Source organism: Streptomyces sp. NBC_00690 (assembly GCF_036226685.1).
Lineage (GTDB): Bacteria > Actinomycetota > Actinomycetes > Streptomycetales > Streptomycetaceae > Streptomyces.
This window is the reverse complement of the sequence record NZ_CP109009.1, coordinates 4,943,996-4,958,138: the sequence shown is the minus strand read 5'-3', so window position 1 is coordinate 4,958,138 and position 14,143 is coordinate 4,943,996. Positions and strand designations below refer to the sequence as shown.

9 protein-coding genes are annotated in these 14,143 nt (G+C 68.7%); 7 read left to right on the top strand and 2 right to left on the bottom strand.

Features of this window, described 5'->3' with window-relative positions; translation table 11 throughout:
• Positions 1–4 precede the first annotated feature (4 nt).
• Together cseB and cseC are read left to right on the top strand one after the other, a co-directional pair.
• A complete protein-coding gene (cseB, locus tag OID54_RS21675; protein ID WP_329021836.1) occupies positions 5–700 on the top strand; it encodes a two-component system response regulator CseB in 696 nt (231 codons plus the stop codon).
• Positions 697–2,022, top strand: coding sequence for a two-component system sensor histidine kinase CseC (gene cseC / locus OID54_RS21670; RefSeq protein WP_329021834.1), 1,326 nt, complete (start codon positions 697–699; stop codon positions 2,020–2,022). Before cseB ends, cseC begins: the two co-directional genes overlap by 4 nt.
• A 292-nt stretch (positions 2,023–2,314) precedes the next feature.
• On the opposite strand, the gene OID54_RS21665 is transcribed toward cseC, so the two are convergent.
• Positions 2,315–3,037 (bottom strand): M23 family metallopeptidase, encoded by a 723-nt coding sequence (locus OID54_RS21665; RefSeq protein ID WP_329021831.1) that lies wholly within the window; start codon positions 3,035–3,037, stop codon positions 2,315–2,317.
• A 472-nt stretch (positions 3,038–3,509) separates the two neighbouring features.
• Here OID54_RS21665 and OID54_RS21660 point away from each other — a divergent pair, with 472 nt between their 5' ends.
• The 5 genes from OID54_RS21660 (at position 3,510) to OID54_RS21640 (ending at position 10,683) form a co-directional block, all read left to right on the top strand.
• Entirely contained in the window at positions 3,510–6,818 is a 3,309-nt protein-coding gene (locus OID54_RS21660) for an NACHT domain-containing protein (RefSeq protein WP_329021826.1), read from the top strand.
• 47 nt (positions 6,819–6,865) lie between these two features.
• Positions 6,866–8,482, top strand: a complete 1,617-nt coding sequence (gene dacB / locus OID54_RS21655) for a D-alanyl-D-alanine carboxypeptidase/D-alanyl-D-alanine endopeptidase (protein WP_329021824.1) — start codon at positions 6,866–6,868, stop codon at positions 8,480–8,482.
• A gap of 42 nt (positions 8,483–8,524) precedes the next feature.
• Complete coding sequence (locus OID54_RS21650; RefSeq protein ID WP_329021822.1) at positions 8,525–8,884, top strand: trypco2 family protein; 360 nt, start codon at positions 8,525–8,527, stop codon at positions 8,882–8,884.
• Positions 8,881–9,225: a trypsin-like peptidase domain-containing protein gene (locus OID54_RS21645; protein WP_329021820.1), complete on the top strand. Its 345-nt coding sequence runs from the start codon at positions 8,881–8,883 to the stop codon at positions 9,223–9,225. The genes OID54_RS21650 and OID54_RS21645 overlap by 4 nt, the downstream gene beginning before the upstream one ends.
• 72 nt (positions 9,226–9,297) lie before the next feature.
• On the top strand, positions 9,298–10,683 hold the full coding sequence (locus tag OID54_RS21640; protein WP_329021818.1) for an NACHT domain-containing protein: 1,386 nt from the start codon (positions 9,298–9,300) through the stop codon (positions 10,681–10,683).
• Between the two features lie 772 nt (positions 10,684–11,455).
• Here OID54_RS21640 and OID54_RS21635 read toward each other — a convergent pair.
• Positions 11,456–13,984, bottom strand: a complete 2,529-nt coding sequence (locus OID54_RS21635; RefSeq protein ID WP_329021817.1) for an ATP-dependent Clp protease ATP-binding subunit — start codon at positions 13,982–13,984, stop codon at positions 11,456–11,458.
• Between the last annotated feature and the right edge of the window lie 159 nt (positions 13,985–14,143).

Here is a 14,143-nt window from a genome sequence, read left to right as displayed (position 1 = left end):
CCGGATGGCCGAGACACATGTGTTGTTCGTCGAGGACGACGACGTCATCCGGGAGGCGACCCAGTTGGCGTTGGAACGCCAGGGTTTCCTCGTCACCGCGATGCCCGACGGACTGTTGGGCCTGGAGGCGTTTCGCGCCCAGCGCCCCGATATCGCCCTGCTCGACGTGATGGTGCCGGGACTCGACGGGGTGAGTCTGTGCCGCCGTATCCGCGATGAGTCGACCGTGCCCGTGATCATGCTGTCGGCGCGTGCCGACTCCATCGACGTGGTGCTCGGGCTGGAGGCAGGAGCCGACGACTACGTCACCAAGCCCTTCGACGGGGCGGTCCTGGTCGCCCGGATCCGTGCGGTGCTGCGCCGCTTCGGCCATGCGAGCGGGGATGGGGTCACCACCGGGGAGCAGCCCCCGGGTGCCCTGCTGACCTTCGGTGAGCTGGAGGTCGACACCGAGGGCATGGAGGTGCGCAAGGGGGGCGAGCCGGTGGCTCTGACCCCGACCGAGATGCGGCTGCTGTTGGAGTTCTCGGCCGCTCCCGGAACCGTGCTGTCCCGCGATCGGCTCCTGGAGCGGGTCTGGGAGTACGGCTGGGGCGGTGACACCCGTGTGGTGGACGTCCATGTCCAGCGGTTGCGCACCAAGATCGGGCAAGACCGGATCGAGACGGTTCGCGGCTTCGGATACAAGCTCAAAGCATGAGGCGCCTCGCGCTGCGCACCGGGGTCCGTTGGAAGATCAGTGTCGCGATCGCGGCCGTGGGCGCCCTGATCGCCGTGGCCCTGAGCCTGGTCGTGCACAACGCCGCCCGGGTCTCGATGCTGGACAACGCCCGAGACGTGCAGATGGACCGGCTCTCGATGGCCCAGCGCTGGCACGAGACGTCGAAGAAGAGCGACCCCCGGTTCAACAGCAAGATCAATGACCCCTTGCTGCCCAAGGAACTCCAGCGGCTGATGAAGGAGAAGCGCCGCGGCACCTTCGTGGAGGACGATCATGACGGCCCGCCGGTGATCTGGGCCGCCGTCCCGCTGGCCAACGGGGATGTGCTCTCCCTGCACAGTCGCTTCGCGGGGCGGAGCTCCACCCTGCTCAGGGACCTCGACCAGGCACTGATCATCGGTTCGGCCTCGGTGGTCCTCGCGGGCAGCGCGCTCGGCGTGCTCATCGGCGGCCAGCTCTCGCGCCGGCTGCGCAAGGCCGCGGCAGCCGCCTCGAACGTGGCGGAGGGCAATACGGGCGTCCGGGTGCGGGATGCGATCGGCGGTGTCGTACGAGACGAGACGGACGATCTCGCCAGGGCGATCGACGCCCTCACCGATGCGCTGCACGCGCGCATCGAGGCGGAGCGGCGGGTCACCGCGGACATCGCCCATGAGCTGCGCACACCGGTCACGGGCCTGCTGACGGCCGCGGAGCTGCTGCCAGCGGGCCGCCCATCGGAGCTCGTACGGGACCGGGCCCAGGCGATGCGGACCCTGGTGGAGGACGTACTGGAGGTCGCGCGGCTGGACAGTGCGTCGGAGCGGGCGGAGCTACAGGAGATAGCCCTCGGTGAGTTCGTCACGCGCCGGGTGTCGGCCCTCAACCCGGACGTGGCGATCGAGGTGGTCCACGAGTCCCGGGTGAACACCGATCCCCGTCGACTGGAGCGGATCCTGCTGAATCTGCTCACGAACGCGGTCAAGTACGGGGGGACACCGGTCGAGGTCACCGTCGAGGGCCGGGTGGTCCGGGTGCGCGACCACGGGCCCGGCTTTCCGGAGGCGCTCCTGCGCGAGGGGCCGAGCCGCTTCCGTACGGGAGCGAGCGATCGAGCCGGTACCGGGCACGGGCTGGGGCTGACGATCGCCTCGGGCCAGGCACGGGTGCTGGGGGCGCGGCTCACCTTCCGCAACGCGGCGCCGGCGGTGCCGCTGGTGGGCGACGCTCCTGCGGCCGGGGGCGCGATCGCGGTGCTCTGGCTGCCGGAGCACGCTCCGACGGACAGCGGGAGCTTCCCGATGCTGCCGCGACAGGGGTAGGCGCCTCGATCGGAGCGGCACGGGCACGGCCTGTGCACGGTTGCCGACACAGCATGACCCCGTGCGAGGCTGCTGCCAGCGCGGCCGGAAGGGTCGTGCCCCGGGGGCGGCCATGACCCTGAGTGCCTTTGGCTCACACACCACCGGGTATCCGGGTCCGTCGACCGTCGACCGTCACGGCAGGGTGACCGCAAACCACGAACGACCCCCGGTGAAGACCGGGGGCCGTTCTCGCGCCCGCCCGAGGGCGGCGGCGCGTGGATGAGGAGGTGCAGGTTCGCAGCTCATCGGATCAGAGGGTCACACCCTGGGCACGCAGGTAGCTCACCGGGTTGATGGCGCTGCCGTAGTTCGGGGTGGTGCGGATCTCGAAGTGCAGGTGAGGGCCGCTGCTGTTGCCGGTGTTACCGGACAGGGCGATCTGCTGGCCGCCCTGGACCTGCTGCCCGATCTTCACGTCGACGCGGGAGAGGTGGGCGTACTGCGAGTAGGTGTTGCTGTCGTGCTTGACGACCACGGCGTTGCCGTAGGCAGGTCCGTCACCGGCGCCGTTCGGGCCGGCCTTGACGACGGTGCCGGGGCCCACGGAGTTGACGACGGTGCCGGTCGGCACGGCGAAGTCCTGGCCGGAGTGCTTGCTCGCCCACATGTTTCCGGCGTTGCCGTAGGTGGCGCTCACCACGTACTGGGAGACCGGCTTGGTCCACCCGGAGGCGGCCTTCTTGACGGCGACGGACTTGGCGGCCACGGCCTTCTTGGCAGCCGCCTTCTTGGCAGCGGCGGCCTTCTGCGCGGCAACGGTCTTCGCGGCGGCCTGGGACTGGGCCTGGGCCTGGGCGGCGACCGCGTTCGCGGTGCTGTTCACGGCGACGGGCTTGCTGGCTGCCGTACCGGTCTCGGCGGCAATCGCAGCTCCTGTGCCGAGGACCGTCACGGCTCCCAGACCAGCAGCGACAACGGCGGTACGGGTACGGAGAGCGGACGGGCGGGGGCGACGGGAAATGAAGCGCGACATACGGGAGAAGCCTCCAGGCACATGGGGACCCGGCACGAGGATTCGCACCGGGCGTTTGGCTATCCCTTGGTAACCGAATCGCCCATATCGCCTCAACCCCCCCATCTACGACATAAAGTCGTAGTTGAACGGTCCTCCATCGCAACCCTTGACAGTTTTTGATCATGTTCGCGCTGTTTGTCGAGAATCCAGTTAGATATCAGCGCTAGATCGGGTTTAACCGCATGTACGCCTCCCGGGGCGCCCCACCAGAACCGCCGGACACCCGCTCGATCGGGCGCTCGGGAGGCGCGGGACCAAAGTCCCGAAGAGGCGCAGGAACGGTCCTCGCGGGAGGCCGTGAACACCCCTCCTATTCCGAGTAGTAAGCCCGAAAGGGCCTGTGTGCCTTGTCACCGGCCCAACCCCCTTTCCCCGCCCGGAAAGTGGCCTGCGCCACTAGCCTCGGGCAGGACTCAAGGGGGTCGGAGCGATGCACGGCACGATGACGGCACGGGTGGTCGCGGTCCATGGCAGACAGCAGGGCACAGGGGTACTCCTCACCCCCAGAACGGTCCTGACCTGCGCACATGTCTCCGGCTCCGGCCGAGTGGAGATCTCCCACCCCGGGCTCGGCCAGCGCGTGGGCGGTGCGGCGCTCCTCCTGGGAGACCCCAAGGTCGTCGATGCCGCCCTACTGATCGCCGATCACGACATCGTGCCGTCCGATCGGCTCGGCCGGCTCCGATGGGCCCGTCTGACCAGGGACGACGCCCTAGCCGGCTGCCAGACGATCGGCTTCCCCAGTCATCAGCGCTATCAGGGCGACCGGCTGGACTTCGGCCAGTACACGGGCAGCGTTCTGCCCATCGCAGGACGGATGCACGGCGTCCTCACCTTCTGGCTCGACCACTCCCCGGGCGCCCCGCACAAGACCTCTCCGCTCGCCGGGCTCTCCGGCGCGCCCGTCCTCGCCGGCTCGGTCCTGGTGGGCATGGTGACCCGGGTACGCGACACGGACGGTCACCAGCACCTGGAGGCCATCCCGGTGGAGGCGATCCACCAGATCTTGCGTCGCAGCTCCCTTCTGGGGCGGTTCTCAGCGCTCCGACGCCGCCCCCGGGCGGCTCGGCCCTCCCTCGATGCACTCCCCGTCGAGCAGCACTGGCCCGGCGTCCTCGACCTGCCCCCGCTGGAGCGGCTCTCCAGCTTCCATCCGCAGGACGCCGCCTTCGAGGAGGGGTACGCGAGCGCCCTGAAGGCCCAGTACCGCAAGACGGAGGTCTTCGGCATCGACGAGCTGGGCATCAGCGAGGCCAGCTGGGACCTCGACACCGCCTATGTGAGCCTCGAAGCCGTCGAGCTGGAGCCCCACGAGGGCCCGGACCCGGGGCCGCCGCGTCCGATCGACACCCCCGTACCCCGCTCACTGCGCATCGAAGACCTCCTCGGCCTCAGCCAGCACACACTGCTGCGGGGCGAGGCGGGGGCGGGCAAGACCACCCTCGTGTGGTGGCTCGCCGCCCATGCCTCCTGCGGAACGCTCCCCGGCGCGCTCGACGAGCTCAACGGGCTGGTTCCCTTCGTCATCCCCATGCGCAGCCTCCATGCCCACGGCGGACCGTTCCCCGGCCCGGACGAGCTCCCCGGGGTCGCCGGGCTGCCCATCGGACGGGCGCCGGAGGGCTGGGCCACCCGCGTACTGGAGTCGGGGCGGGCCCTGATCCTCGTCGACGGCCTCGACGAGCTCCCCCAGGCCCATCGGCACAAGGCCCGCAGCTGGCTCACCCTCCTGCTGGGCCGGTTCAACAGCAGCCGCGCCCTGGCGACCGTACGTCCCGGCGCGGTGGAAGCACGCTGGCTGGCCTCCGAAGGCTTCGCCGACCTCCTGCTGCTGCCGATGAGCGACCAGGACATCAAGGCGTTCGTACGGGCCTGGCACCGGGCCGCGGCCCTGGAGTACGCGGCACTCGACCGCCGGCGCGCCGATGCCGAAGCCCATGCCCTGAGCGAGCTGGAACAACGGCTGACCCGCGAGTTCGACACCAACAGGGTGCTGCGCGACCTCGCCCGCACCCCGCTGCTGTGCGCGGTGATCTGCGCGCTCCACCGCAAGCGCAAGGGCGCCCTCCCACACACGCGCTGGGAGCTCTACAAGGCCACGCTCGACATGCTCCTCGGCAAACGGGACAGCGGGCGCGGCATCCACGCCCCCGAAGGGCTGGTCCTCAGCGTGGAGGAGAACAAGCTGCTGCTCCAGCACATCGCCGTCTGGCTGGTGCGCAACGGCCAGACCCAACTGACCTTCGACGAGGCCGTCACTCAGATCGGGTTGGCGACCCGGAGTATGCGGCAGGTGCGGGACCAGGGAACCCCGGAACAGATCCTGACCCATCTGATCAATCGCAGCGGACTGCTCCAACAACGCACGGGCAGTGTCGTCCAGTTCATCCACCGCACCTTCCAGGACTATCTGGCGGCCAAGGAGTTCTCCGACACCGACAGCCTGGGCGAACTGCTGCGGCACGCGCCGGACGAACAGTGGCGCGATGTGATCCACCTCGCCGTCGGACACCTCGATCGCAACCGGGTGAGCGCACTGGTCAAGGGCCTGATCGCCCGGGGCGACGAGGCGGCGAGCAGCGGCGTCCGGCGCGCCCTGCACATCCTGGCTGCACACTGCGCCGCGTCCGCCGTTTTCCTCGACGACACCGTCCTCACCGCGTCGGAGGATCGCGTCCGTGCACTGATGCCGCCCACGACCTCGGGTCAGGTGCACGAGTTGACCAGCCTCGGCGCCTTTGTGCTCCCCCTGCTGCCGGGGGCCTCCGAACGCCCCCATGTCGACCGGATGGTGATCGAGACGATCGCGGCGATCGGCGAGGAGGCCGGCTTGGAACGGCTGGTGGATTTCGCCCAACATCCGGCGGCCCCGGTCCGACGGGCCCTGGCGGACGTCTGGGCGAGCTTCCCTGCACAGTTGTACGCCCGCAGAGTGCTCGCCCGGACCCGGCTGGACGACGTCGTACTCAATGTGTGGAGCGACGACCAACTACAGGCACTGGAGCACTGCAGTCCCACCGTCGGCGTCGTGGCGCTGTTCGGGAGCCACTCGGGCAAGACCCTGGACGCCCGGCTGCCGCGCACCGGGCTGCGGTCACTGCGGCTCAACGGGAACCATGAGATCACCGAACTGGGCTTCCTCCGGAACCGCCCCGCCCTCAGCGCCCTCGCCCTCATCGACTGCCCCCGACTCACCAGCCTGGCAGAGCTCGCCGACCGGTCGCTGCGCCGACTGGACATCGGACAGGGAGAGCTCGCCCTGAGCGGGCCGCACCCTCAGGTCACCGACCTCCAGGTGTTCGGCCTGGAGCCCATGGACGACCCGGACCACACCGCCCTGTCCCGATGGGACACCGTGACCACGCTGTTCCTGATGCCTCCACAGCGCATGTCCGCGCTGATCCGCGCCACCAGCGGGATGACCGCACTCCAGAGCCTGACAGTCCGTGCGTTCGCGATCCTCGATCTGGAGGCGACCGACACCACGGAGCGCATCACCTCGCTCTCCATCGAATCGCTGGACCGCCATCTGAACACGGCCGCGCTCGCCCGCGTCTTCCCCGCACTGCGCCAACTGTCCATGGTCGTACGCGATGTACGGGAGTACGCGCTCGACCTCACCCCGCTCGCCGAACTCCCCGATCTCACGATCACCCTCAAGTCCGGCGGGGGCATCCCCCTCCACATCACCGGCGCTGAGCCGTTCGGGGGACGTCTGAGGACCATGACAGGCCAGTGAACGCCGGCGTCCTTCCCGCGCCCGCCCCCATCCGGAATGCTCCGGACATGACCAGATCCGTGATGGGCACCGATCGTCGCACCCCCCGCGTCCGCCCGTTCCGCACCGGGCTCGGCTGCGTCCTGACCACCGCACTCGCCCTCACCACCCTCACCTTCAGCAGCCCTGCCGGAGCCGGCACCTCCAACAGCGGGCTCAAGGGCGCCATCGACACCATCCTGGCCGACGCCCGGCTCGACGGCGGCGCGGCCAGTGTGGTGATCGCCGATGCCGACACCGGTGAACGGCTCTACCAACGCGCCGGTGGAGACCGGCTGATGCCGGCCTCCAACACCAAGATCGCCACCTCCGTCGCCGCCTTCGGCGTCCTCGGCCCGCAGTACCGCTTCTCGACCGACGTCCTGACCCACGGCACCCGTGACGGCGCCACCCTCAAGGGCGACCTGTACCTACGCGGCGGCGGCGATCCCACCACCCTCGCCAAGGACTACGACAAGCTCGCCGCCGCCGTGGCCACCGCCGGCATCACCAAGGTCACCGGTCGGCTCGTCGCCGACGACACCCGCTTCGACACCCAACGCCTCGGCCGCTCCTGGGCCGTCGACGACCAGTCCTCGTACTACTCCGCCCAGACCTCGGCCCTCACCATCGCCCCCGACACCGACTATGACTCCGGCACGGTCATCGTCGAAGCGGTCCCGGGTGCGAAGGCCGGCGACAAGCCCAAGGTGACCGTGGAGCCGAAGACCGGCTATGTGAAGCTGGACATCAGCGGCAGCACGGTGGCCGCCGGCGGCTCCGACACCCTGTCCGTACAGCGGCGCCACGGCAACAACACGATCACCATCAGCGGAAACATCCCGATCGGGGCCGGAGCGACCAAGGAGTGGGTGACCGTCTGGGAACCCACCGGCTATGCCGCGGCCGTCTTCCATGACGCCCTCACGCGCCACGGAGTCAAGGTCACGGAGAGCACCCGCCTCGGCCGCGCCACCCCCACCTCCGCACAATCGCTGACCTCACACCGCTCCATGCCCCTGCGGGAGCTCATGCACCCGTTCATGAAGCTGTCGAACAACATGCACGCCGAAGCCCTGACGAAGACCATGGGGTACGAGACGGCAGGCCGCGGCACCTGGAGCGCCGGGCTTTCGGCGATCGCCACCCGACTGCGCGCGGAAGGCGTCACCACCGACGACCTACGACAGGTCGACGGATCGGGTCTGTCCCGGATGAACCTCTTCCCGGCCGAACAGTTCGCCACCCTCCTGCTCTCCGTGCGCAACGCCCCCTGGTACGCCGACTGGTACGCCTCCCTGCCGCTCGCCTGCGGCCCCGACCGGGCCGCGGGCGGAACCCTCCGTACCAGGATGTGCAACACCCCCGCAGCTCTCAACGCACGGGCCAAGACCGGTTCCCTGACCGGTGCTTCGGCACTCTCCGGGTATGTCACGGACGCGAACGGGCGAGAGCTTGTCTTCAGCATCGTCCTCAACAACTATCTGGCGTCCTCGGTGAAGAGCATCGAGGACGCCATCGTGGTCACGCTCGCCCGTACCGACACGACCACGGAAACAGTCCCGTCCATCACTCCGGCCCTCACCCGCACCACCGATCCCACCGCTGACCGGGAATGCTCCTGGCAGAAGCCGACGTTCTGCTGAAACCAATCATGGCCCGGGCCGGGTCTCGGTACCGTCCGGGCCATGAGCGACAGCCATGCCAACGACACCGCCATCGAACTGGCCGACGCGATCGAAGCCGTCCGCGAACAACTGGTCGACGCCGCGGGGCGCGCAACCGGTCAGCCCGTCCTGTTCGAAGTGGGCGACATCGAGATGGAGTTCACCATCGAGCTGCGCAAGGACCGCAGCGGCGGACTCAAGGCGAAAGCCTGGGTGCTGGAGGCCGGTGGCGACACCACCAGGTCCACCGGGCACACCCATCGGGTGTCCTTCACCCTCACCCCGAAGAACGCACGGACCGGCGGTAGCTGGCTGGTGGGCCATGACGAGGCGGGCGACACAGCCGACTTCGGGACGGCCGGACCCGCCAACCGCCCATGAGCCCCTTCCGGGCCTCACCCGGACGCCGCGCCGTGGCCGTCATGGGGCAGTGCCAGGGCAGCGGCGCCATCATCACCGCGACCACCGTGCTCACCTGCGCGCATGTGGTCGGTTCCGCACACACCGCCGCGGTCGCGTTACCGGGCCGCACGGGAACGGTGCACTGCCAGGTCGTGTGGTCCAACCCACGCCTCGACGCGGCACTGCTACAGAGCCCCAAACCACTGCTGTCAGGCGCCACCTGGCTGCTCAAAGAGACCCCCGTACCGATGTGCGAGGTCACCTCCGACCGACCGCTGCCCCACTGCGAGATCGTCGGCTTTCCCCGCGTCCAGCGCTAAGAAGGGCAGAAACTCGACGCCGACCAGTACACCGGGACCGTACTGCCCCTCGCCGGGATCGTCCGCAAGACGATGACCTTCGCGTTCGACCAGCCTCCCGCGGTCGAAGCGTCCGGCGGCCCATCGCCCCTCGCCGGGCTCTCCGGCAGCCCGGTCTACTCGGGCAACGCACTGCTCGGCATCGTCAAGGAGGTACCCCAGGGGCGCAACCACCTCCGCGTGGAGTGCGTACCGGCGGGGCTCGTCTTCACCGATCCCGACCTTCTGGACTGGTTCACCCGCCGATCCGACAACATCGCCCCGCCCCGACTGGAACGACTCCGAAAGACCCACCCCGACGACACCCACTACGAGGAGGAGTACGGGGAGGCCCTCAGGGCGGAGTACCGCAAGACGAAGATCTTCGGACTGGACGAACTCAGCAGGAACGACACGGAATGGGACCTCGACACCGCCTATCTGAGCCTGGAGGCCCGTCCCCAATCCCGTGCCGGGCGCAGGGCGTCCATCGACTCCGCGGTCCCGCGCGACTACTGGAGCCTCCCGACGCCCCACGAGGAACACGGCTCGGGCCCACAACAGATCGAAGAGTTGCTCGGCACCCGCCCCCGGGTCCTTCTGCGTGGGGACGCCGGCGCGGGCAAGACCACGCTGATCTGGTGGTTGGCCGCCCACGCAGCCGCGGGAACCCTCGACGACCGACTCGCCCAACTCAATGGACTCGTGCCCTTCGTCGTCCCCCTGCGCAGCCTGCGCGCCCAGGGCGACGGCTTCCCCTCCCCCGCCCAGCTCGCCGGGGTGTCGCGTCTGATGATCGACGCAGCTCCCGCCGGCTGGGCGGGACGGGTCCTCGCCGATGGTCGGGCACTCCTCCTGGTCGACGGGCTCGACGAAGTGCCGCAGGAGGACAGGGAGGAGGCGCACCGCTGGCTCTCCCGCCTGGTACACCGCTTCCCCCTGACCCGATGCCTGGTGACCGTACGTCCGCTCGCCGTCGCCCCTGACTGGCTCGGCTCCGAGGGCTTCGAAGAACTGAGCCTGCTCCCCCTGCACGACGAGGGCATCCGGGCGTTCAGCGCCGCCTGGCACCGGGCGGCCCGGCTCGACGACGAGGATGTGCAGGGCATCGACGAGTTGGAACGCGGACTCCTCCAGCAGTTCGACCTCAATCCTGCGCTCAGGGACCTCGCCCGCACCCCACTGCTGTGTGCCGTGATCTGCGCACTCCACCGGTTGCGCCAGGGCTTCCTTCCCGAGAGCCGCTGGGCGCTCTACCGTTCGGCTCGGCAGCCAAGTGCTGCCTCTGCTGCCGGCCCCCGAGGAGCTCGGCATCTCCGAGCGGGGGCAGCTGGCGGAACTGGTCAGCGTCATCGGCGGAAGCTCGGCCGTCCCCTACGCCCGCCGCCTGGCACTCGCCGCCCGGGGCGAGCCGCACGGCGAGTACCTGCTCACCCGTGACTGGGCACGGTTCCCACCCGAGGAGTACGCGCGCGAGGTCCTGTCCGGTCTCGACCTGGCCAACACCATCGTGTATCTCACGAACGAGGCCCAGCTCGCGCAGTTGCAGCTGCTCCCGCACGCCCGCTACGTGGGAGTGACCGGGTCCATCGCGCCCACGCTGCTCTCCCGAGCCCTCGCCGCGTCCGAGCTGTGCTCCCTCAGCTTGGACAACAACTCGCTGCTCACCGATCTGACGGCAGTGGAAGGTTGCGCGAACACCCTCACCAAACTGTCGGTGGAACACTGCACCCAGCTCGCGGACTTCACGGCGCTGCCCGCCCTGACCTCACTGACGGAACTGACCCTGTCCAGGATCCGGGTGCGCACGGAAGACCTCACGGCGCTGGCCCGGGCTCCCGCACTGCGCAGGCTCCTGTTGAACAACCCGGTGTTGGTGGGAGACGAGAGCCTAGATCTGTCCCCGCTCCGCACGGTGCCCGGGCTGAGGGTGGCGATCACCGAAGTGTCGGAACACCGGCTCACCGGCAGGGCGGCGCTCGGGGAACGACTGAACGTGAGCCACCCAAGGGGCTGTAACTGCTCGGAAGCCCACTAGGGCTGCGCGGTCTGCTCGGCTGGCATGCAATCGCGCGGTGCGCCCTGTCGGTAGCGGGTGCTCCCGTCTCGACCGCGTGGCGTCGGACCGCGAAAGAAGGGGCTGCCCCGGCCCGTACCCATGAGTACGGAATCCGGGGCAGCCCCTTTTCAGTCTGACGGCACCTCGCGGAGGCTATGCCTCCTTGGAGAGGTTCGGTCCGGCACCGCCCGCGGCCTGCTCGATCGGCGGGACGTCCGGCAGCGCGGACTTCTCCTCACCGCGGAAGGTGAACTTCTTCTCTTCACCCTCGCCCTCGGTGTCCACGACCACGATGTGACCGGGGCGCAGCTCGCCGAAGAGGATCTTCTCCGACAGCACGTCCTCGATCTCCCGCTGAATGGTCCGGCGCAGCGGCCGGGCACCCAAGACCGGGTCGTAGCCCTTCTTCGCGAGCAGCGACTTGGCCGTGGGGCTCAGCTCCAGGCCCATGTCACGGTCCTTGAGCCGCTCATCCACCTTGTTGACCATGAGGTCGACGATCTGAATGATGTCTTCCTCGGTGAGCTGGTGGAAGACGACCGTGTCATCGACACGGTTCAGGAACTCGGGCCGGAAGTGCTGCTTCAGCTCCTCGTTGACCTTGACCTTCATCCGCTCGTAGTTCGACTTCACGTCGCCCTGTGCGGCAAAGCCAAGGTTGAATCCCTTGGAGATGTCCCGGGTCCCGAGGTTGGTCGTCATGATGATGACCGTGTTCTTGAAGTCCACGACCCGGCCCTGGGAGTCGGTCAGACGACCGTCTTCCAGGATCTGCAGAAGGGAATTGAAGATATCGGGGTGGGCCTTCTCGACCTCGTCGAAGAGGACGACCGAGAACGGCTTCCGGCGCACCTTCTCGGTGAGCTGACCGCCCTCTTCGTATCCCACGTATCCGGGCGGAGAACCGAAGAGACGGGAAACCGTGTGCTTCTCGCTGAACTCCGACATGTCGAGGGAGATCAGGGCGTCCTCGTCACCGAAGAGGAATTCGGCGAGCGTCTTGGAGAGCTCGGTCTTACCGACACCGGACGGGCCGGCGAAGATGAACGAGCCACCGGGACGCTTCGGGTCCTTCAGACCCGCCCGCGTACGGCGAATGGCCTGGGAGAGCGCCTTGATGGCGTCCTTCTGGCCGATGACGCGCTTGTGCAGCTCGTCTTCCATGCGCAGGAGTCGGGAGGACTCCTCTTCGGTCAGCTTGAAGACCGGAATGCCGGTCGCCGTGGCCAGGACTTCGGCGATGAGCTCGCCGTCGACCTCGGCGACGACGTCCATGTCGCCGGCCTTCCATTCCTTCTCGCGCTTGGTCTTCGCAGCGAGGAGCTGCTTCTCCTTGTCGCGGAGGGAGGCCGCCTTCTCGAAGTCCTGGGAGTCGATGGCCGACTCCTTGTCGCGGCGGACTCCGGCGATCTTCTCGTCGAACTCGCGGAGGTCCGGCGGTGCGGTCATCCGACGGATGCGCATCCGGGAGCCGGCCTCGTCGATCAGGTCGATCGCCTTGTCCGGCAGGAAGCGGTCCGAGATGTACCTGTCCGCCAGGGTCGCGGCCTGGACGAGGGCCTCGTCCGTGATGGAGACCCGGTGGTGGGCCTCGTAGCGGTCGCGCAGGCCCTTGAGGATCTCGATGGTGTGCGGCAGCGACGGCTCCGCGACCTGGATGGGCTGGAAGCGGCGCTCCAGGGCCGCGTCCTTCTCCAGGTGCTTGCGGTACTCGTCGAGCGTGGTGGCACCGATGGTCTGGAGCTCACCGCGGGCGAGCATCGGCTTGAGGATGCTGGCCGCGTCGATCGCGCCTTCGGCAGCACCCGCGCCGACGAGCGTGTGCAGCTCGTCGATGAACAGGATGATGTCGCCGCGGGTGCGGATCTCCTTGAGGACCTTCTTCAGGCGCTCCTCGAAATCACCGCGGTAGCGGGAGCCCGCGACCAGGGCACCGAGGTCCAGGGTGTAGAGGTGCTTGTCCTTGAGGGTCTCGGGCACCTCGCCCTTGACGATGGCCTGGGCCAGGCCCTCGACGACGGCGGTCTTGCCGACGCCGGGCTCGCCGATGAGCACGGGGTTGTTCTTGGTGCGGCGGGACAGCACCTGCATGACCCGCTCGATCTCCTTCTCGCGCCCGATGACCGGGTCGAGCTTGGACTCCCGTGCGGCCTGGGTGAGATTGCGGCCGAACTGGTCCAGGACGAGCGAGGTCGAGGGAGTGCCCTCGGCCGGGCCGCCGGCAGTGGCGGCTTCCTTGCTTCCTGAATAGCCGGAGAGCAGCTGGATGACCTGCTGCCTCACTCGATTCAGATCGGCGCCCAGCTTCACGAGGACCTGGGCCGCGACGCCCTCGCCCTCGCGGATCAGGCCGAGCAGGATGTGCTCGGTGCCGATGTAGTTGTGGCCCAGCTGAAGGGCCTCGCGGAGCGAAAGCTCCAGGACCTTCTTGGCACGGGGAGTGAAGGGGATGTGCCCGGACGGGGCCTGCTGGCCCTGACCGATGATCTCCTCCACCTGCTGGCGGACCGCCTCGAGCGAAATCCCGAGGCTCTCCAGGGCCTTAGCGGCGACACCCTCACCCTCGTGGATTAGGCCCAGGAGGATGTGCTCGGTGCCGATGTAGTTGTGGTTGAGCATCCGGGCTTCTTCCTGAGCCAGGACGACAACCCGCCGCGCGCGGTCGGTGAACCTCTCGAACATCGTTAATCGCTCCTCAGAGCGGTCAGGCAGTAAGGGGTCGGTCCCCTCCCTGTCCTTCCGCAGCTTAGTCCCGCAAGCGGGGACCGCTCATTCCAACTGCCGACACCCGTCTGTGGCCTCCTGACCCCTGAACGCCGACAACTGCTCCAACCCGATGGT